This is a genomic window from Vibrio natriegens NBRC 15636 = ATCC 14048 = DSM 759, assembly GCF_035621455.1.
Taxonomy (GTDB): Bacteria; Pseudomonadota; Gammaproteobacteria; order Enterobacterales; family Vibrionaceae; genus Vibrio; species Vibrio natriegens.
Window position 1 is genome coordinate 1,345,969 of record NZ_CP141822.1, and the last position, 20,320, is coordinate 1,366,288.

Sequence of the window (20,320 nt, forward strand, 5' to 3'; positions counted from 1 at the left end):
TCTGCTGGGCTTTTTATCGACTCATCAACTTGAGACTTCAAAGGATTTGAACCTTGAGAAAACTTGAACTTAGAGTGCCACCTGTCGCGGTCTTTTTGCTGGTGGTTTTACTTATGTATTGGCTGAAAGGACTGACGCCGACATTTAAGATCACAGTCCCTTTTGTCGAATTTGTTGTCGCTGCTTTAACGCTGTTATCGGGCTTTATTGGCATTGCCGGCGTTTATGAATTTCGTAAAGCGAAGACAACGGTCAATCCAGTTAAGCCGGAGTCTGCGTCATCTGTCGTAAACACTGGTGTCTTCGCCTATACCCGAAACCCGATGTATGTGGCTCTGTTGCTGCTTATTATCGCTCTGGGTTTGTGGTGGCAGCACCTTAGCGTCATCCCTTGTGGTGCTCTGTTTATCTCCTATATGAATCGTTACCAAATTAAGCCAGAAGAGCACGTGTTAGAAAGGCTGTTTGGTGAAGATTACCTGAAATACAAAAACCGGGTACGTCGCTGGATATAAGCGCAGATCGTTTCGCTATGTTCTAAAGGCGATTTAATTTTGGCCTAAATAGCACCTGGTGGTCTTTGAGCGAAGTCTTCTACCACGAAATCGATAAGTGCCCGGACTTTTCGCGGTATTACGTTGCCTTCTAAATAGACCGCGTTAATCGGGTGCTTATTCATGCTGTATTCGCCGAGAAGTTGTACCAGCCTTCCACTTTCAAGATCGTGTTGTAAAACGAAATCCGGACAAATCGCTATCCCACGTCCATCTATCGCCCAATCTTTTGCGATGCGGGCACTGTTCACCATCAGGTTCCTCTCAGGTACGACGGCGGTTTCTTGTTTGCCGCGATAGAATAGCCACTTGTTGTGACCTCTTCGGTTGGTATCGATAATACAGAAATGATCCTTGAGTTCTTGAGGTGTATTTGGTGTTCCTCGTTGTTTCAGGTATTCAGGTGAGGCAACGACGCAACTGGTGATTTCCCCAAGCTTCCTTACTTTCAGTGTCGCTGTGTCTGGCAGTCCGATACGAAACGCTAAATCAATGCCCTCAGTAGCTAAGTCTACATAGGAATCACTCAAACGTAGATCAATCGATAGCTGAGGATGAAGGGCAGAAAAGCGGCTCAATAACCCGGTGATGTAAATCTCTCCAAACGTCAATGGTGCGGATACACGCAGTACGCCAGTTAACCCTTTGGACTCTTCAGATATTGCACCCAGCAGGTCATCCAACTCGTCTAATAGAGTAGGAGCCCGAGCAAGCAGCGCCTGACCTGTGGGAGTGAGGCCAACTTTCCGAGTCGTTCTCTGCAATAACTGTGCGCCAATCCTTTCCTCTAACTGAGCGACATATTTAGAAGTGATCCGGTTAGATACGCCGAGCCTTTGTGCTGCTTCTGTAAAAGACCCTGTTTGTGCGGTGGCGACAAATGCTTTTAAACCATCAACCAAGTCCATTGTACTACTCCACAATTAGGAACATTTTGTTGAATATCATTCTACATAATCGTCATTGTATTGAAAGTTTGCTGCGTACATAATTTCTCCATACCAAGTTAAAACGAACCACAATGTTGTGGTACTGACAAATTAAGGGAAAAGCGATGAGCGTTATGTCCTCACTTCAAAAGCTGAAAAACAGATTTAAAGCTTCACCAAGAATGCCGGTGGTATTCCTTGGTCATGGCTCCCCAATGAACGTCATTGAGGATAATGAATTCACACGCAGTTGGGTGGAACTGGGACGTACATTGCCAAAACCTCAAGCGATACTAGTGGTTTCTGCGCACTGGATGACCCAAGGTAGTACGCTGGTCGATGTATCTGCATTACCTCGTACCATTCATGACTTTTACGGGTTCCCAGATGCGTTATACGAGAAGCAATATCCGGCGAAAGGGCATCCAGATCTTGCTAAAGAAGTCGCTGCACTATTGTCAGATCATCATGTACATACCGATGACACTTGGGGACTCGATCATGGTGCATGGTCAGTGTTGAACTCACTGTTCCCGGCTGCCGATGTGCCAGTGTTTCAACTATCCATTGATATCACCAAAGACATGAACTGGCACTTGAGCATCGGTAAAAAGCTCTCTGAGTTACGTGACCGAGGTGTGTTGATTCTTGGCTCGGGCAATATTGTTCACAATTTAAGAGCCTTGCAGTTTGATGGTAAGCCACACGATTGGGCGATTGAATTTGATCAGTATGTCGCTGAGAAGCTGAATAACCGTGACTTTAAATCGTTAGCCGATGTTGCTTCTATGGGCAGCCTATTGCGAATGGCTAACCCGACACTCGAGCATTATGCGCCAGCATTGACGATCGCTGGAGCATCGAATTTGAAAGATGAACTCATTTATACCTCACAAGGTGTCGAGCTAGGTTCAATCTCAATGCGCTCATTCGTTTTCAACGGCGCTTAAAATTAGGGGATTAAAGTATGTTAGTGAATGGCAAATGGACAGAAAACTGGAAAGCGTTACAAAAAGCGGATGACAAGGGACGCTTTGTTCGACAGGTCTCCGAGTTTCGTAACTGGATTACTCCGGATGGTAGCCCGGGTCCTACAGGAACCGGGGGATTTAAAGCAGAGCCAGGACGTTACCGTCTATATGTCGCATTAATTTGTCCTTGGGCATCGCGCACATTGATCGCACGTAAACTGAAAGGGTTGGAAGATATTATTCCTGTCACCGTGGTCAATCCTCAAATGACATCACAAGGGTGGGCATTTGGTGGCTACGATGGTGCTGATACCGATCCGCTGTTTTCATCACAGTACATGCATGAGATATATACGCGTGCGAACCCGACTTACACTGGGCGTGCAACGGTACCCGTGTTGTGGGACATGAAACAAAATGTACTGGTGAACAATGAAAGTGCGGATATTCTGCGAATGCTGGATACGGCTTTTGAAGAGATTGTTCCATCGGATATCAGGCTGTATCCAGAGGCGTTTTCTGCGGAGATTGAAGAACTTAACCCACGTATCTACAACGATCTCAACAATGGTGTTTATAAGGCTGGCTTTACTCAGTCCCAAGATGCTTATGAAGAAGCGGTAAACAAAGTGTTTGATATGTTGGACGAGTTGGAAATGCGTTTGGAAGGACAAGATTATCTGGTTGGTAACCAACTAACAGAAACGGACATCCGTACCTTTGTTACTTTAATTCGTTTTGATGCGGCATATCACGGCTTATTCAAAACCAATCGCAAGCAAATTGGCGATTATCAGAACCTTTCCAGCTACATGGAGCGCATACTTAATCTTCCGGGTGTGGTAGATACGGTTAGTATCGATCACATTACAGCGGGCTATTACTCGATAAAAGAGCTAAATCCAGCGGGAATTCGTCCAACCGGACCTGCCCATATTGAGGCAATGATTCAGTCAGCAAGAAACGCGAATAAGACGGGCTAAAAAAATAGCGGTAACGCATTAAGTCGTTACCGCTAGAATTTGGTTTCTTAGGAGTATGAGGCAGTAATTACGCTGCCTCAACGAACTTTGCTAAGAATGCGTCCTTACGCTCATGGAAGCGCGTGACCAAATCATCAACAGCTTCTTGGTCGTAAGGTTTCAAACCACTTGCAACCATACGTTTAATACCGTTACCGACAACTTCACCATCTTCTTTGAACGCGAAGTTCAACGTCACTACACCACGCTTGCCGTCTACGTCGAAAGTTGCGCCTGTAAATTCTACTTCCGGATGGGTTAGATCCAGACGAGAGAACTCAACTTCCATACTTTCGTAAATCACTAATGGGCGTTGGCAGTTGATCATCATTTGCTGCTCTTCCATAAGAGGAACCATGATGTGAGGGAAGTTCATGCCAGAAAACTGAACGTAATTTGTCACTACATGTTCAATAAATGCTGGGTCGCGGTTGGTTTCACCTTCGCGAGACATGTGCAAATATTCTTTGCCAGCTGCATCAACAACTGCACTTTCTTTCTCACACTTATTCTCAATATGAAGCGCAACGCCGTCATTTACCATGCCAGAGAAGTTGAAACGCATTTTTTGGCTGATGCCTTCTTTACTTAGCAGTACGGCAAACAGTAGATCGCCAGGTACACAGAAGCGTTTGTTGTCTTCATCATGGATTGGGTTGTAATCGCCAGCTACGCGCTTCGCAAAGTGACTTGCCTGCTCGCGAGTGAACTGAAACTGGTGCTCATTGTTAGAAAAATAAGGTGTTAGAAACATAATTTTTACGTAGTAACCAAAACTGTAAGGGATTATATGCGAAACACTGACGGGCAATGGTCCATCCAGTGAGATTTCATCGTATCTTCACCATGATATGAGCATCGAAAGATAAATGTTTAAAAACGCACACTTGAATTACTTTTAATACCTACAAAGCCGAATATCTCAGCGTTCATGATACGGCGATATATAGCTATTCACTTATATGATAGAAGTATAGACACAAAAAGGCCCCACACTTTAGGTAGAGCCTTTTAAATACTGCATTAATGACAGAAGTTTAAATAATAACTGGAGTTACTTCTCTGCCATTGCATTGGCAATGTCCCAACATAAACGAGCCGCTAAGCGTGCCGTTTGGCTATCGACATCATAATTTGGGTTGTACTCGGCAATATCGGCCAGCATCAACTTGTTTTTACAATGAAGAATACGCTCTAAGAATGGCGCAATCGTATCGTAACTCACGCCACGAGCAGCTGGCGCACTCACACCAGGAGCCGTTGCAGCTGGAAATACGTCCAAGTCAATCGTCAGATACAGGTAATCACAATCGTCGATAAAATGCTGCAGTTGCGTCAGATGGTAGCTGAGGTTCAAATAACTAAGCTGATGATCTTCTACATACCACACATTTAAGTCATCCGCTTTTTGGAATAGAGCCTGAGTATTGCTGCTGCGACTCACCCCTAAACACGCATAGTGGAATGGCCAGTCATTGCGTTGGCAAAAGTGATGAATTTGATTAAATGGGGTACCGGAGCTTGGCTTCACGTCGGCTATCTGGCTTTCGAAAGCACGCAGATCGAAGTGCGCATCGAAATTGATAATGCCGATTTTCGGCTTTTTATCCGGATGATGTGACTTAAAGTACTCTGCCAGTCCGGAAAATGAGGCCCACGCGATTTCGTGCCCGCCGCCCAACACAATGACTGGCGTGTGGGGAAGTGCTTGCGCAATGGCACTTGCACAACGAGCCTGACTTTCTTCCAACAAATCGTCTTCGCACACCACCGTTCCGAGATCGTAAATTGGGGCATCTTTGTGCCAAGCAAGATTCGCCAGTGCTCGACGGATTAAATCAGGCGATTTCTTCGCTCCGACGCGGCCTTTGTTTCTTGCTACGCCAGCATCGGTAGCAAAGCCTAATATTGAAACGCCTTGCGCCACTTTTTCCAGCTCGTGAGCTGGCTGATGTTGGACAACATGGTGGATACGTTGGCCAAGCTTACCATCTTCGGCATCATGACGACCTTGCCAGTGAAATAGCGGGTTATGTAAATCGGATTGAGACATCTTAAAGGCCTCCATGTGCAATGTATTCACCATTTACTATACGACCTACCAGACGTTTTGCACCGACTTGGTAGCTAAGGTCTGCTGGATGGTCGATATCCCAAATCGAGAAATCGGCATCAAAGCCAACTTTTATCGCTCCTCGAGACTCTTCGTAGCCCAATGCTTTTGCCGCATGTTGGGTTGCACCTCGTAGTGCTTCTTGAGGCGTCAGACGGAATAGGGTACACGCCATGTTCATCATCAGGGTCATATCGGAAAATGGTGATGTACCTGGGTTAACATCAGTTGCGATCGCCATCGGTACATGATGTTTTCTCAGTAACTCAATCGGTGGCAGTTGCGTTTCACGCAAAAAGTAGAATGCACCGGGCAGTAAGGTTGCGACCGTTTCTGATTTTGACAGCGCAATAACACCTTCTTCATCGAGGAACTCAATATGATCGGCAGAGAGGCCGTTGTATTGTGCAGTAAGCGCGGTGCCACCAAGGTTAGATAACTGTTCTGTGTGGCCTTTTACTTTTAAGCCGTGTTGTTTTGCTGTGGCAAACACTTTTTCTGTCTGCTCTAGGTTAAAGCCGATAGATTCACAAAAAACATCGACGCTGGTGGCGAGCTTTTCTTCTGCAACGAGTGGGATGATGTCCTGACAAATATGTTCAATATAGTCATCCGCGCGACCAGCAAACTCTGGTGGTAGTGCATGCGCAGCAAGCAGCGTAGTAGTGATCTTAACCTTTCGTTCTTGCTCTAACGCTTTTGCTGCACGCAACATTTTGAGTTCGTCATTGAGTGTTAACCCGTAACCTGATTTCACTTCTATTGAAGTCACGCCACTAGCGAGCAGTCCGTCTAGACGAGGGAGTGCGAGTTCGACGAGTTGCTCCTCAGTTGCCGCTCTTGTTGCTTTTACTGTTGAGAGAATACCACCGCCTTGTTGCGCGATCTCCTGATACGGCACACCGTTTAAACGCATCTCGAATTCGTTCGCGCGATTGCCTGCATAAACAAGGTGAGTATGGCAATCAATCAAACCTGGCATCATCAGTTTGCCTTGCAGATCGAAACTTTGAGGGTAGAGCTGTGGATCTAGCTGTGACTCGATCTGAGGGTCGTCCTCACCAAAGGCACGAGTACTGATGGCGACGATTTTCCCAGATTGAATCCCGACACGCGCAGGTGATGTAGGCAGATATCCTGCTTCCCCTTGCGTCATAGTGACCAGACGCGCATTTTCAATCAGCAAGTCCATTTTTATATCCTATTTGGTTTGTAGTTTTAAATGTATATACAAATATGTATAACAAGAAAGTATCGATGACAAGATTGATGTTGTAAAGGTGTGATCGAAGAGTAGGGGGATTGTTATTCCACCTCGTTTAAATCAGCACTTTGGAACTCAGTTTGTATTTATTCCCTGGATGGTAAAGTAAAGCCGTGCTGACCAATTTATCCTGGCTCCAGGTTCTTCGGTTTAGGAGAAGACAAGGCTCGTTAGATGACATATTGAGATCAAGCTTTATGCGGTTGTCAGGAACGATAGCCTCCACAGTGTGTTCGATGGCACTGAGCGGGCAGTTGTCTGACAAAAACTGATTAGGCGTGATATGAGTAAAGTCTTGGTCCAGGTAGCTTGGCGCATATTGGCTGTTGACCCAGCGCAGTTCCAACTGAATTGGCGTGCTGTCTTCGTAGTGGATAATTTCACTGTAGAATACGGTGGTGCCCAGCATCACGCCAAGTTTTGTTGCGATCGTCGCATCGGCTTTAATCGCGACCTGTTTTAGAACCTTGCTGCGATACTCACGGCCGCGGTCCCTCACTTCTGCAGCAATATTGCGGATGTCTAGCAATGGTGACTCCGATTTCTCAACCGGATCACAGACAAATGTGCCAAGCCGCGGGCGACGTTGAAGTCTGCCTTCATTCACGAGATCTCGAATCGCCTTGTTCACGGTCATTCTACTGACTTCAAATTGTTCCGTTAATTCGAACTCGGTTGCGATACGTTGTCCGGTCATCCACTCTCCGGTTTCAATTTTATCGAGGATAAATTGCTTAATTTGCATGTAGAGTGGCGCAGACATAATGAGCTCCTTTAATTGACTATACAAATAGTGCTCAATTTAAGGAAAAATAGCAAACAGTTCTCTTCAACGGGTATCAATATGGCTGGTTTAGTCACAGCATTGCGTGAGCGACTCTGATGCTGAATGTTGGAGCCGCGTGGATATTTTTCATCGATAAGGGAAATAGCCCGAATTCTCGATGTCTATAGCTTGAAGCGCACGAAGCAATTGTGTAAATAGGTCACAATCAAAATAAAAATGATAGAGACGTAAGGGAAGAAATGTTTAAAAAGTTAAAAGCATCATTAGGTATTGGTTCGGCAAAAGTGGATACCATTTTGGACGAGATGAGTGTTTACCAGGGTTCAACGCTTACAGGGTATGTCCAAATTATTGGTGGCGATGTAGAACAGCGCATTGACGCAATCACCATTAAACTGAATACGGAAATGAAAGTAGAAGTGGATGACAGCGTCAGATATGAGACGTTTACGCTTGATCAGCTGAAAGCTGTTGAGCCTTTTGTGATTCAAGCCAATGAAGAAAAGCAAGTGCCTTTTCAGTTAAAGTTACATGATGAAACACCCATTACTCTGGTCAACGCATTAAAAAATCAATGTCACGTTTGGTTAGAAACAACCTTAGACATTGACTTCGCGATGGACCCGCGTGACCGCGACTATATTGAAGTTAAGCCACTGCCAGTGGTATCACGAGTCATTCAGTCGATCGAACAAGCCGGATTTTCAATGGTGAAAGCAGATGTTGAAAAAGGTTTCTTGCGCGGCGGTTCTTTCTCTTCTCGCTCAGGTATCTATCAGGAATTGGAGTTCCGTAACAACGGTTTCATCTCTTCGAAAGAAATTGAACTTTCCTTCATTTTAGACGGGCAAGTCATCCACTGTTTAGCAGAAATCGACCGTTCGCTCAGCTTGTCTGGCGACCAGTATCGTTCATTCACTTTACCAATCAGTGCGACAGATGCTCAAGTCGCCGCAGCGATTGCTCCAACTTTAAGTTTATAATTGATTAGCTGTCTGATCCCGGCCTAAATAAGTACCGATAGCCAATCGTAAATGCGATATCGGTACTGTTGTCCATGTTTCCCACATTCTCTATAGCGATGAGCTCCAAAGCAGAGTTTTGCATTAGGTAGCGATAGCCAACTTTAATCTCTTTGGCAGCATCGGCAAATTCGTTCGGGCCTGCAGCTGAACCTTGGTACCAGTGGTACTCAATGATCATATGGTGATTTTCGGCAAGGGAGTAACGATAGCCTGCTGAAATTGCAGCCGTGTTCTTTCGATAGGGTAAGTTGAGCATTGCACGGTCGTCAGGACGAAAGGTCATTCCGATCATTGAATAAATGGCATGGTCGCTATTCAGATAGCTATAGTTGACCTGAAAACCCTGTTCAAAACTGCTTCCTTTAAAAGTGCCGTGAGTAACCTTGTCGTAATAAAGGCTGCCACCAAGCGACAGGCCATGCTGTTTGCTTTGAAATATCTGGTATTGGACGTAAGTGGAAATATTATTGGCGATGGTTTCTCTGCTAAAGTCGTCCTCAAAAACGCCGTATTGGGGCATTGATATGTAAGAGCGGCCTTTGCCAACTTCATCTCGTCCATTTTGGTCGATACTAAATAAATCATGGAATTTTCTAGTAAGACCATCCAGATGGTTATCGGCTTCAAATACCCAGCGATAGTTGAGCTCCCACTGCCAGCGGCTGCTGATTTGCCATTTTCCACCAACCTCGACCTGATTATGGTAATAATCTAAAGCGTACTCATCCGTATGAGCCCAGACACTGGCTATTGTGGCCGATGCATAACCTTCAATGTAATCTGAAGGCAAACTAAATCCTGAGCGTAAGTAATTAGTGTGGCTAACCGATTGTATCGGTGATTGAGCGTAGGCGCGGAGCGGGCCATAAAAGTCATTGGCGGCCAATGCAGGGGTTGAGAAACATACAACAGTGCAAAATAGGGTAGGATGCCATCTCATTTTGATCATATGAATACCTAAACGGAAATGACTCATTAATGTAAATATAGTGTTAAATTTACATTCTGGTTTCCGATTTTTATTTTCTTTTCTTTGTGTTAACCGTTTTTGCTTGTGTTTAGCGACCGAAGGGTGAAGATTAAATGACAGAGTAAATCGCTCTTTGCATTCTAATTGTGAGCTAGGTACAATCTGCTCTTCCGATAATGGTCCGGTATTCGTATTACCGAGAGACCTTCATCGAATTCAACTATTTTCCAACAAATAGCTTCTAAATTTGAATAACATGTGTTGCTTGGTATGCAACACCACTGTAAAGGACATAGCATGCCTATTATTACTCTTCCTGACGGCAGTCAGCGTCAATTTGACAACCCAGTATCTACAATGGAAGTTGCGCAATCGATCGGTCCTGGTCTTGCAAAAGCAACAATCGCTGGTCGTGTTAACGGTAACCGTGTTGATGCGTGTGACCTAATTGAAGAAGACGCAAGCCTTGAGATCATCACAGTAAAAGATGAAGTCGACGGTCTGGAAATCGTTCGTCACTCATGTGCGCACCTTCTTGGTCACGCTCTAAAGCAGCTTTACCCACAAGCTAAAATGGCGATCGGTCCAACCATCGATAGCGGCTTCTACTACGACATCGACTTAGACGAGTCTCTAACGCAAGAAGATCTTGAGAAGATTGAAAAGCGTATGAAAGAACTGGCGAAGACCAAGTACGAAGTTGTTAAGAAAAAAGTAAGCTGGCAGGAAGCGCGTGATACGTTTGAATCACGTGGCGAACCATACAAGGTGGAAATCCTAGACGAAAACGTATCTCGTGATGATCGTCCAGGTCTTTACCACCATGAAGAATACATCGACATGTGTCGTGGCCCTCACGTTCCTAACATGGGTTTCTGTCAACATTTCACGCTATTGAATGTTGCGGGTGCTTACTGGCGTGGTAACAGCGACAACAAAATGCTTCAGCGTATTTACGGCACGGCTTTCCACGATAAGAAAGCACTTAAGGCTCACCTAACTCGCCTTGAAGAAGCTGCGAAGCGTGACCACCGTAAAATCGGTAAGCAACTAGACCTGTTCCACATGCAGCAAGAAGCACCGGGTATGGTGTTCTGGCATCACAATGGCTGGTCTATCTTCCGTGATCTAGAAGTGTTCGTTCGTGACAAACTAAACGAGTACGACTACCAGGAAGTAAAAGGCCCACTGATGATGGACCGTGTTCTTTGGGAACGCTCTGGTCACTGGGACAAATACGCAGATGCGATGTTCACGACTTCTTCTGAAAACCGTGAATACGCAATCAAGCCAATGAACTGTCCAGGTCACGTTCAGATCTTTAACCAAGGTCTAAAATCGTACCGTGATCTACCACTACGTATGGCAGAGTTCGGCTCATGTCACCGTAACGAACCATCTGGCGCACTACACGGCATCATGCGTGTACGTGGCTTTACTCAGGATGACGCTCACATTTTCTGTACTGAGAGCCAAATCCAAGAGGAAGTAACAAGCTGTATTAAGATGGTTTACGATACGTACCAAACATTTGGTTTCGACAACATCGTAGTGAAACTGTCTACTCGTCCAGAAAAACGTGTAGGTTCTGATGAAATCTGGGATCAATCTGAAGAAGCATTGAAACAGTCTCTAGAATCAATGGAAATTCCATACGAGATTCAAGAAGGCGAGGGTGCGTTCTACGGTCCTAAGATTGAATTCACGCTATACGACTGTCTAGATCGTGCATGGCAGTGTGGTACGGTTCAGTTAGACTTCAACCTACCTGGTCGCTTAGGTGCAACTTATGTAGGTGAAAACAACGAACGTCTAGTTCCGGTAATGATTCACCGTGCAATTCTAGGTTCCCTAGAACGTTTCATCGGTATCCTTATCGAAGAATATGCTGGTTTCTTCCCAACTTGGTTGGCACCAGAACAGGCTGTTCTTATGAATATTACTGATAAACAGTCAGATTATGTTCAAGAAGTAGTACAAAAATTACAAAAAAGTGGAATTAGAGCTAAAGCGGACTTGAGAAATGAGAAGATTGGCTTTAAAATCCGCGAACACACTTTGAAGCGTGTACCGTATATGCTTGTCGTTGGTGACCAAGAAATGGAAGCTGGCGAAATTGCAGTGCGTACTCGTAAAGGTAAAGATCTCGGTAAATTTAAGGTGGATGATTTTATCTCTTACATCCAAGACGAGATTTCAAGCCGTAAGCTCAATCTGGAGGAATAAGCTATTAAAGGCGGAAGACGCGGCCAACAGCCGGTAAAACAAAACCCACACCGTTTAAACGGTGAAATTCGTGGCGTTCGTGAAGTTCGACTAACAGGCGCTGACGGTGAATCAGTTGGTGTTGTATCGATCCAAGAAGCGATTGCTGCTGCTGAAGAAGCAGGTATGGATCTTGTTGAGATTAGTCCTAACGCTGAGCCGCCAGTTTGTCGTGTGATGGACTACGGTAAATTCCTCTTTGAAAAGAGCAAGGCTGCGAAAGAGCAGAAGAAGAAGCAAAAGCAGATTCAGATCAAGGAAGTAAAATTCCGACCTGGAACTGATATTGGAGACTACCAGGTAAAACTACGCAACCTGGTGCGTTTCCTAGAAGAAGGCAACAAGGTGAAGGTAACAATTCGCTTCCGTGGCCGTGAGATGGCACACCAAGACATCGGTGTCGACGTTCTAAACCGCTTGAAAGAAGATACTGCAGAACTAGCTGTAGTTGAATCTTTCCCTAGCCGTATTGAAGGTCGTCAGATGATCATGGTGCTAGCCCCTAAAAAGAAGTAATTAACGGCTCATAAAGTAATTAAAACCTAGCCGATTCCCTTTGAATAGAAGGTTAGCGGTTGGGTTTTGTTCGCCCTAATTACATTGTTTATTAAACTACTACAATGCGGAGTTATTCATCATGCCTAAGATGAAAACCAACAAAGGTGCTGCTAAGCGTTTCAAGAAAACTGCTGGTGGTATTAAGTACAAGCACGCTACAAAACGTCACATCCTGACTAAGCGTACTACTAAGAACAAGCGTCAACTACGTCCAAATGCAATCCTTCCTAAATGTGAAGTGGCTGCAGTAATCCGTATGTTGCCATACGCTTAATTCTTTATAGTTATCAATCGTTTAGTTTAGGAGAAGCATAATGCCTCGCGTAAAACGTGGTGTACAAGCTCGTGCACGTCATAAGAAAGTTCTAAAACAAGCTAAAGGTTACTACGGTGCGCGTTCACGTGTTTACCGCGTAGCTTTCCAAGCAGTTACTAAAGCTGGTCAATACGCTTACCGTGACCGTCGCGCTAAGAAACGTCAATTCCGTCAACTTTGGATTGCACGTATCAATGCGGCATCTCGTCAAAATGGTCTATCTTACAGCCGTTTCATCAACGGTCTTAAGAAAGCATCTATCGAGATCGACCGTAAGATCCTTGCGGACATCGCAGTATTCGACAAAGCTGCATTTGCAGTTCTAGTTGAAAAAGCGAAAGCTGCTCTTTAATTAGCAGTTTAGGTTTAAGAAAAGGAGAGCATTAGCTCTCCTTTTTTATTGCCTCTAAAAGCCAATCCCTCATATTTCTCTCAATTCCCTTATCTCTACTGCTCTTATCGTCTCTCCAGCTGCCATACCACACTTGTCTGTGAGCAGGTAAAAGCCATTACTCTGTCCAACTGCTAAATTCTGCGTTTGTCATAGTAGGTTAATCCAAGTTAATGATGATTTTACCAAAGTCCACGGTTTCAATGTCGTAAAGGGGAGGGGACAGCGATCCATTTTTCCAGGTTTGATAAATTGTATTTTACTGCGCATATTGTGAATTATTATGCATTTAATGTTTTGTGTTGGTAAAGTGTAACATTCTGAAATCGTATAATTTCCATGGTGTAACATTCTGAAGTTTTTGAACGGAATGTTGTAAGTGTCTAAATAAATGCTGAATTTATTTGTTTTTATTATCAATAAGATTTGTTGGGAATAATGAAATCAACAGCATTTTTCAATGCGCCATTTGTCATGCGAATGTAAGGGGCGGTATATTAATTCATATTTTTATGATAAAAATATGAACTATTCACTAGCTGAGTGATTCTAAGTTGTTACAAATGTTGTGCAGCTGTAACTTTGCCAAAAAGGAATCGTAGATGAGAGATTTGACTCCCGAGTATTTGCTAGCCGCTTTAAGACAAGCGATTAAGACAAAAGGGCTAACATATCGAGAGCTATCTGAAAAAATGGGCATGCCGTTGTCCACTTTTAAAAGACATTTAACCAGTACCAACCTAGCTCTAGATAAATTACTCGAATACTGCAGAGCCATTGATTGCACGTTAGATGAACTGCAAAAGCTAGCAGACCAGCTTCAAGGTGAAGACGAAGACTATTTCAGCCGCACTCAAGATGAAGTGTTTTTCCAATACCCACACCTTTACGACTTTTATCGTGAGTTAAGGATGCTACGTGGTAAAGACGGTTACTCTATTTTGAAGAAAAAGTATGAGCTGTCTAAACAGAGCATGTCTGATTATCTCAAGGCTCTTGAGCTGTTGGATCTCGTCTATGTTGATGAAGAGAACAATATTACTCTGCATGGTCCGCTTTTTTACAGCTATGCTGAGAACTCGAAGCTTAACGATAAATACACAGAAATCATTAAAAAGCAGGCCATTGCCGCTGAGAACTGTGTCCGTGTTGCTTTGGCAAGGATGAAGATCACTGAAGAGCAGCTTTTACAGCTTGAAGACATTGTCGCCAAGACAGTGCTTGATTTCCATTCAAAGAATGTTGTCGCAGAGAACTATGACGTCTCGGATTTCACCAACATCGTCGTATTAGCTGGCCCGCATCAACCTGTCACATTCTCTGATGGCATTACTGAGACAAACACGCACTTTATTGACGACATTCGCTATGCGATTGCCTCCGCGGGTGAAAAGCCGAGTTTATCTATCTAACTATTCTTCGCTTGTTGGTATCTCTACTATTTCTTAAACCATGGGATGTCTGAAATAGACATTGGTTTGAAATAGTAGCGGTATCTTGCTGCAGCTTCGAAATACTCTCGCCGTGAATGTTTACGGTTTCCGTTTTATTTAGTTGTTCTTTGTGAAAATCACGCGTTGTTCGAGTTTCATTTTCCGTAATCAACTCAGATGAATTCGGCTCAATTTAATAACAACACTGCTTTTTTTGCGTTTTTGTGTTCTTTTTATTCAATAACCTCTTCTTTTCGTAATTCAATTTGGCATTGGTGTCTGGTTTGGCTACTATGTACAGCTATCAAAAAACCAATCACTCCCTTATGGATACTACCAACAGGTAGATGAGGAAACGATGCAACATCTAGAAGAGATCATTGCTAGCGCAAGCACTGCAATTGAAGCTGCCGAATCGCTAGTCGCACTTGATGAAGTGCGTGTTCAGTATCTAGGTAAGAAAGGTGAGCTAACTGCTCAGCTTCAAAGCCTAGGCAAACTACCACCAGAAGAGCGCCGTGAAGCTGGTCAAGAGATCAACAAAGCGAAAGGTGCCGTTCAGCAAGCAATCGCTGCTCGCAAAGACGCGCTACAACGCGCCGAGCTTGAAGCAAAGCTTGCTGCTGAAACCATCGACGTAACCCTGCCAGGTCGTCGTATTGAAAATGGTGGTCTACACCCAGTAACTCGCACTGTAGAACGTATTGAGAAGTTCTTTGGCGAACTTGGTTTTAACACTGAGTCAGGTCCAGAGATCGAAGATGCATTCCACAACTTCGATGCGCTAAACATTGCCGCTGATCACCCAGCGCGTACTGATCACGATACTTTCTTCTTCAACCCAGATTTGATGCTTCGTACTCACACGTCAGGCGTACAGATCCGTACGATGGAAAATGGCAAACCACCATTCCGTTTCATCGCACCGGGCCGTGTATACCGTAACGACTACGACCAAACGCATACGCCAATGTTCCACCAAGTGGAAGGTATGCTGGTTGATGAGAACGTAAACTTTGCTCAGCTGAAAGGCATTCTGCACGATTTCCTATGTAACTTCTTCGAAGAGGAAGTAGAAGTACGTTTCCGTCCATCTTACTTCCCATTCACTGAGCCTTCAGCAGAAGTAGACGTGAAAGGTAAAAACGGTAAATGGCTAGAAGTACTAGGCTGCGGTATGGTTCACCCGAACGTACTACGTAGCGTAGGCATCGATCCTGAAAAATACTCTGGTTTCGCATTCGGTATGGGTGTTGAGCGTCTGACGATGCTTCGTTACGGCGTGAACGACCTGCGTGCGTTCTTCGAGAACGATCTTCGTTTCCTAAAACAGTTCAAGTAATCCAGAGGGTTCATTAACATGAAATTCAGCGAATCATGGCTTCGTGAGTGGGTAAACCCTGCGGTTACTACTGACGAGCTAACTCACCAAATTACAATGGCCGGCCTTGAGGTAGACGACGTTCTTCCTGTAGCGGGTTCATTTACTGGCGTAAAAGTTGGTCACGTTGTTGAATGTGGTCAACACCCAGATGCAGACAAACTACGCGTAACTAAAATCGATGTGGGCGAAGAAGAACTTCTAGACATCGTTTGTGGTGCACCTAACTGTCGTCAAGGCCTAAAAGTTGCAGTTGCTACAGTAGGCGCAGTGCTTCCTGGTGATTTCAAAATCAAGAAAGCAAAACTACGTGGTCAGCCATCTCACGGCATGCTTTGTTCATTTACTGAACTAGGTATCGACGTAGAATCAGACGGCATCATGGAACTGGCAGAAGACGCAGCGATCGGTACTGATTTCCGCGAATTCCTAGGTCTAAACGACGTAACGGTAGACGTAGACTTAACAGCAAACCGCGCTGACTGTTTCAGCATCCGTGGTATGGCTCGTGAAGTAGGCGTACTTAACCGCGCTGATGTAACTGAACCTGCAGTAGAAGCCGTTGCTGCTTCTATTGAAGATACAGTATCTATCGACGTAAAAGCGCCAGCAGCGTGTCCACGTTACATGGGCCGTGTGGTTAAGAACGTAAACGTTCAAGCTGAAACTCCACTTTGGATGCAAGAAAAACTGCGTCGTTGTGGTATCCGCTCTATCGACCCTGTAGTAGACATCACAAACTACGTACTGCTTGAGCAAGGCCAACCAATGCACGCGTTCGACCTAGCGAAGATCGAAGGCGGCATCGTTGTTCGTCTGGCTGAGCAAGGCGAGAAGCTAACACTTCTTGACGGTAGCGAAGCAGAGCTAAACGCAGATACTTTAGTTGTCGCTGACCACAACAAAGCACTCGCTATTGCTGGTATCTTTGGTGGCGAAGGTTCTGGTGTAACATCAGAAACTAAAGACGTGCTACTTGAGTGTGCATTCTTTGCACCTGACCACATCCGTGGTCGCGCGCGTAGCTACGGTCTGCATACTGATTCTTCAGTGCGTTATGAACGTGGTGTGGATTACGCACTTCAAGCAAGCGCAATGGAGCGTGCAACTGCACTTCTTGTTGAAATCTGTGGCGGTGAAGTGGCTCCTGTTGTTGCGGTTGAGTCTGAAGCAGACCTGCCTAAGCCAAACAAAGTAGCACTACGTCGCGCGAAACTAGACAACCTACTTGGTCACCACATCGAAGATGCTGACGTTGTAGAAATCCTAGAGCGTCTTGGTCTAACGGTTGAAGCTTCTGTTCTTGAAAACGGTGAAGCAGGTTGGGTTGCTATTGCTCCAACATGGCGTTTCGATATCGCTATCGAGCAGGATCTGATTGAAGAAGTTGGCCGTATCTACGGTTATGACAACATTCCAAACCAGCACCCAGCAGCAGCGCTTAAGATGCACAACCACGTTGAAGCGGATCTTCCACTTAAACGCGTTCGTGATCTTCTTGTTGACCGTGGTTACCACGAAGCCATTACTTACAGCTTCGTTGAGCCTGAGCAACAAAAACTGGTCGTTCCGGGTGTTGAGCCGCTAGTGCTTCCAAACCCAATTTCAGCAGATATGTCAGCAATGCGTCTTGGTCTTATCCAAGGTCTGTTGAACACGGTTGTTCACAACCAGAAACGTCAACAGCCACGCGTTCGTCTATTCGAATACGGTCTGCGTTTCATCCCATGTGAATCTGCTGAAAACGGTATGCGTCAAGAGCCTATGCTAGCAGGTGTTATCGCTGGTACTCGTAGCGAAGAGCACTGGGACATCGAAACTAACACAGTTGATTTCTTTGATCTTAAAGGTGATCTTGAAGCGATTCTTGAGCTTTCTGCTAACGAAAAAGCGTACTCTTTCGCAGCAGCTAAGCATCCTGCACTTCACCCAGGTCAATCTGCAGCAATCATCGTAGATGGCAAAGAAGTTGGTGTAATTGGTACGGTTCACCCAGAGCTTGAGCGTAAGTTTGGTCTAAACGGCCGCACTATCGTATTCGAAATCGAATGGTCTGCAATTAACGCTAAAGTGATTCCAGAAGCAGTCGCGCTTTCTAAGTTCCCTTCAAACCGTCGTGATATCGCGGTAGTAGTGGATGACGCAATTGCTTCAGGTGACATTGTTAATGCTTGCCTAGAGCAGGGTGGCGAATTCCTGAAAGATGCGAAACTATTCGACGTTTACGTAGGTAAAGGCGTTGAAGAAGGTAAGAAGAGCCTTGCAATCGCTCTGACTCTACAATCAGTAGAGCGCACGCTTGAAGATGCAGACATCGCGGGTGCGGTAGAAGCTATCGTTGCTCACGTATCTGAGAAGTTTGGTGCAACTCTACGTGACTAAGCGTATCGCAACTCTTCTCTAATTAGAGTGTTTAAAAACCCTGCCAACTCGGCAGGGTTTTTTTTTATACTTTCAGTCAGTAAATCAAAATAAGCGAGCATGATAAATAAGGAACGTTCCCAACTGGAAGTGGAGATAATGGGGTTTAATGGACTTTATCGGGTTTAAAAACAAGACCTACCTCAACTATGGCTACTTAAAATACGTGGAAAACTAGGAAATTAATGGATGCTATGCTAATTTTGCAAACGTTCCCAATTTAACTGTTTAGGTAAACTGATGTCTTTAGCACCATATTTTGCTGTTTGTGGCGGTATTGAAAATATCACCCGTACTCTGCTTACAGAAAAAGACCTTATGATAGAAGTCCGGGATAAGTATCTAGTTCAGGATTCTGAACTGATAAAAGCCCGAGATCAGATTCAGGGAGAGACTCAGTTAACATTCTCCCGTCCAGAGAGCTTGACCACAGAGATGTTGCTCAAAGTGGGGGAAGATATTGCGGCCCAGCAATCTAAACGTTTTTCCGCTTTAAAGCAGCCTGTTGAGTGCGAATATCGCCCATCATGGCATATCTCTCCACCGCAGGGGTTGCTCAATGATCCCAACGGGTTTATTTATCATGATGGTGCTTATCACCTGTTCTACCAATGGTTTCCTTATGGCTGTGAACACAAGGACAAACATTGGGTGCACCTAACGAGCCAAGACTTGGTTGAGTGGGAATGGCAATCCGTCGCTTTGACGCCTTCACTTTGGTGTGACAGCCACGGTGTGTTTTCTGGACACGCATTAAGTCAGGGGAAAGAGTTGATGCTGTTCTACACCGGGAATACCCGCATAGGACAAGAGCGGGACAGACAAACGACCCAATGTTTAGCGACCTCTAGCGATGGTTTGAACTTCACCAAGCATGGCCCCGTCATTGACGCTCTGCCACCTAATGTCACCCCACATATTCGAGATCCAAAAGTCGTGCATCATAACGATAAGTGGCTAATGCTGCTCGGTGCACAGACAACAGAGCTGAAAGGACGTTTGGCTGTTTACCAGTCTGAAGATCTGTATCAATGGGCGTTCGTTGGTTTATTTGGTGACGAGATGGGTGATTTTGGCTACATGTGGGAATGCCCGGATTTGTTTACATTGAACGAACAATTGTTTGTCGTTATTGGCCCACAGGGTATTCCTTCATTCTCTGAACATAACACCATTCCTCATCATAATGGAATTGTGAAAGCGCAATGGGTTGATGGTGATGGCTTGAGAATGGGTGACTTTCAGCATTTAGACTACGGTTTCGATTTTTACGCACCGCAAAGTATGCAAACTCCGGATGGCAGACGTGTAATGTGTGGCTGGATGGGGTTGCCCGACGAAGTGGATCAGCCAAGCACGGATAACGGTTGGGTACACCAGCTTACTGCGATGAGAGAGCTGTCGTATCGGGATGGTGCTTTATACCAGTGGCCTATTCTTGAAATGGAATCCTTGATTGAGTCTTCTTCTGAGATCAAATTGGATGCGAATGGCGTGGATGTTGGGACTAAGTCCTTTGATCTGACGGTTACTTTAGATTGGGGCGACGAACTGAATCTATTTGAAAACTCCGTGCAGAAATTCGTATTACGAGCGGATGAAGAAAACCGACGTCTGATAATGGATCGTTCACAAACACTTAATCGTGCCCAAGATACGATTCGTGAGCTGCCATTGGCGAGTGAACGTATCGAACTTCGTATTCTTGCCGATAATTCTTCGCTTGAAGTGTTTGTTAACGGTGGTGCAGCGGTAATGACGTCGCGTGTCTTCACGGATAAAGATGCGACGAAAATTTCAATTCAAGGCGAAGAGAAAACAGCGACATTCCGCCGTTATAAACCGATTAAAGCGCCTTTTAGTCAAAGATAAAAATGGTTGCAAAAAATCCCCGCACTTGCGGGGATTTTTCTATTGGTC

General features: G+C 44.9%; 18 protein-coding genes. 12 read left to right on the forward strand and 6 right to left on the reverse strand.

All coding sequences use genetic code 11. The features are described 5' to 3' along the window. Positions 1-53 precede the first annotated feature (53 nt). Complete coding sequence (locus tag VER99_RS06125) at positions 54-515, forward strand: methyltransferase family protein (RefSeq protein WP_014231601.1); 462 nt, start codon at positions 54-56, stop codon at positions 513-515. 44 nt (positions 516-559) lie between these two features. On the opposite strand, the gene VER99_RS06130 is transcribed toward VER99_RS06125, so the two are convergent. Further along, positions 560-1,462 carry a LysR family transcriptional regulator gene (locus VER99_RS06130; protein ID WP_020333026.1) on the reverse strand — a complete coding sequence of 301 codons (903 nt, stop codon included), beginning with the start codon at positions 1,460-1,462 and terminating at the stop codon, positions 560-562. A gap of 146 nt (positions 1,463-1,608) precedes the next feature. On the opposite strand from VER99_RS06130, the gene ygiD reads away from it, so the two are divergent. Next, positions 1,609-2,433 (forward strand): 4,5-DOPA-extradiol-dioxygenase, encoded by an 825-nt coding sequence (ygiD, locus tag VER99_RS06135; RefSeq protein ID WP_020333027.1) that lies wholly within the window; start codon positions 1,609-1,611, stop codon positions 2,431-2,433. A 17-nt stretch (positions 2,434-2,450) separates the two neighbouring features. Continuing rightward, a complete protein-coding gene (locus VER99_RS06140) occupies positions 2,451-3,437 on the forward strand; it encodes a glutathione S-transferase family protein (RefSeq protein ID WP_020333028.1) in 987 nt (328 codons plus the stop codon). Between the two features lie 67 nt (positions 3,438-3,504). On the opposite strand, the gene VER99_RS06145 is transcribed toward VER99_RS06140, so the two are convergent. From VER99_RS06145 to hutC, 4 genes are all read right to left on the reverse strand, one after another. Further along, positions 3,505-4,230 carry a DUF3581 domain-containing protein gene (locus VER99_RS06145; protein ID WP_014231605.1) on the reverse strand — a complete coding sequence of 242 codons (726 nt, stop codon included), beginning with the start codon at positions 4,228-4,230 and terminating at the stop codon, positions 3,505-3,507. A gap of 300 nt (positions 4,231-4,530) precedes the next feature. Further along, complete coding sequence (gene hutG, locus VER99_RS06150) at positions 4,531-5,529, reverse strand: formimidoylglutamase (RefSeq protein WP_020333029.1); 999 nt, start codon at positions 5,527-5,529, stop codon at positions 4,531-4,533. 1 nt (position 5,530) lies between these two features. Then, positions 5,531-6,781, reverse strand: a complete 1,251-nt coding sequence (gene hutI, locus VER99_RS06155; RefSeq protein WP_014231607.1) for an imidazolonepropionase — start codon at positions 6,779-6,781, stop codon at positions 5,531-5,533. 127 nt (positions 6,782-6,908) lie between these two features. Then, on the reverse strand, positions 6,909-7,616 hold the full coding sequence (gene hutC / locus VER99_RS06160) for a histidine utilization repressor (protein ID WP_020333030.1): 708 nt from the start codon (positions 7,614-7,616) through the stop codon (positions 6,909-6,911). A gap of 263 nt (positions 7,617-7,879) precedes the next feature. On the opposite strand from hutC, the gene VER99_RS06165 reads away from it, so the two are divergent. Further along, positions 7,880-8,623, forward strand: coding sequence for a sporulation protein (locus tag VER99_RS06165; RefSeq protein WP_014231609.1), 744 nt, complete (start codon positions 7,880-7,882; stop codon positions 8,621-8,623). Positions 8,624-8,627: 4 nt separating this feature from the next. Here the strand turns inward: VER99_RS06165 and VER99_RS06170 are convergent, their stop codons facing one another. Beyond that, on the reverse strand, positions 8,628-9,614 hold the full coding sequence (locus tag VER99_RS06170) for a DUF3187 family protein (protein ID WP_024372848.1): 987 nt from the start codon (positions 9,612-9,614) through the stop codon (positions 8,628-8,630). Between the two features lie 318 nt (positions 9,615-9,932). On the opposite strand from VER99_RS06170, the gene thrS reads away from it, so the two are divergent. The 8 genes from thrS (at position 9,933) to VER99_RS06210 (ending at position 20,272) form a co-directional block, all read left to right on the forward strand. Further along, positions 9,933-11,861 carry a threonine--tRNA ligase gene (gene thrS, locus VER99_RS06175; RefSeq protein WP_014231611.1) on the forward strand — a complete coding sequence of 643 codons (1,929 nt, stop codon included), beginning with the start codon at positions 9,933-9,935 and terminating at the stop codon, positions 11,859-11,861. A gap of 3 nt (positions 11,862-11,864) precedes the next feature. Then, positions 11,865-12,416 (forward strand): translation initiation factor IF-3, encoded by a 552-nt coding sequence (infC, locus tag VER99_RS06180; protein ID WP_076633413.1) that lies wholly within the window; start codon positions 11,865-11,867, stop codon positions 12,414-12,416. Between the two features lie 121 nt (positions 12,417-12,537). Then, positions 12,538-12,732, forward strand: coding sequence for a 50S ribosomal protein L35 (rpmI, locus tag VER99_RS06185; protein ID WP_005377932.1), 195 nt, complete (start codon positions 12,538-12,540; stop codon positions 12,730-12,732). A 40-nt stretch (positions 12,733-12,772) separates the two neighbouring features. Continuing rightward, complete coding sequence (rplT, locus tag VER99_RS06190) at positions 12,773-13,126, forward strand: 50S ribosomal protein L20 (protein WP_004727974.1); 354 nt, start codon at positions 12,773-12,775, stop codon at positions 13,124-13,126. A gap of 641 nt (positions 13,127-13,767) precedes the next feature. Further along, positions 13,768-14,577, forward strand: coding sequence for a helix-turn-helix domain-containing protein (locus tag VER99_RS06195; protein ID WP_020333032.1), 810 nt, complete (start codon positions 13,768-13,770; stop codon positions 14,575-14,577). 379 nt (positions 14,578-14,956) lie between these two features. Then, positions 14,957-15,940: a phenylalanine--tRNA ligase subunit alpha gene (gene pheS, locus VER99_RS06200; protein ID WP_014231614.1), complete on the forward strand. Its 984-nt coding sequence runs from the start codon at positions 14,957-14,959 to the stop codon at positions 15,938-15,940. Positions 15,941-15,958: 18 nt separating this feature from the next. Then, a complete protein-coding gene (gene pheT / locus VER99_RS06205) occupies positions 15,959-18,361 on the forward strand; it encodes a phenylalanine--tRNA ligase subunit beta (protein ID WP_020333033.1) in 2,403 nt (800 codons plus the stop codon). A 279-nt stretch (positions 18,362-18,640) separates the two neighbouring features. Beyond that, positions 18,641-20,272: a glycoside hydrolase family 32 protein gene (locus VER99_RS06210; RefSeq protein ID WP_020333034.1), complete on the forward strand. Its 1,632-nt coding sequence runs from the start codon at positions 18,641-18,643 to the stop codon at positions 20,270-20,272. Positions 20,273-20,320 lie beyond the last annotated feature (48 nt).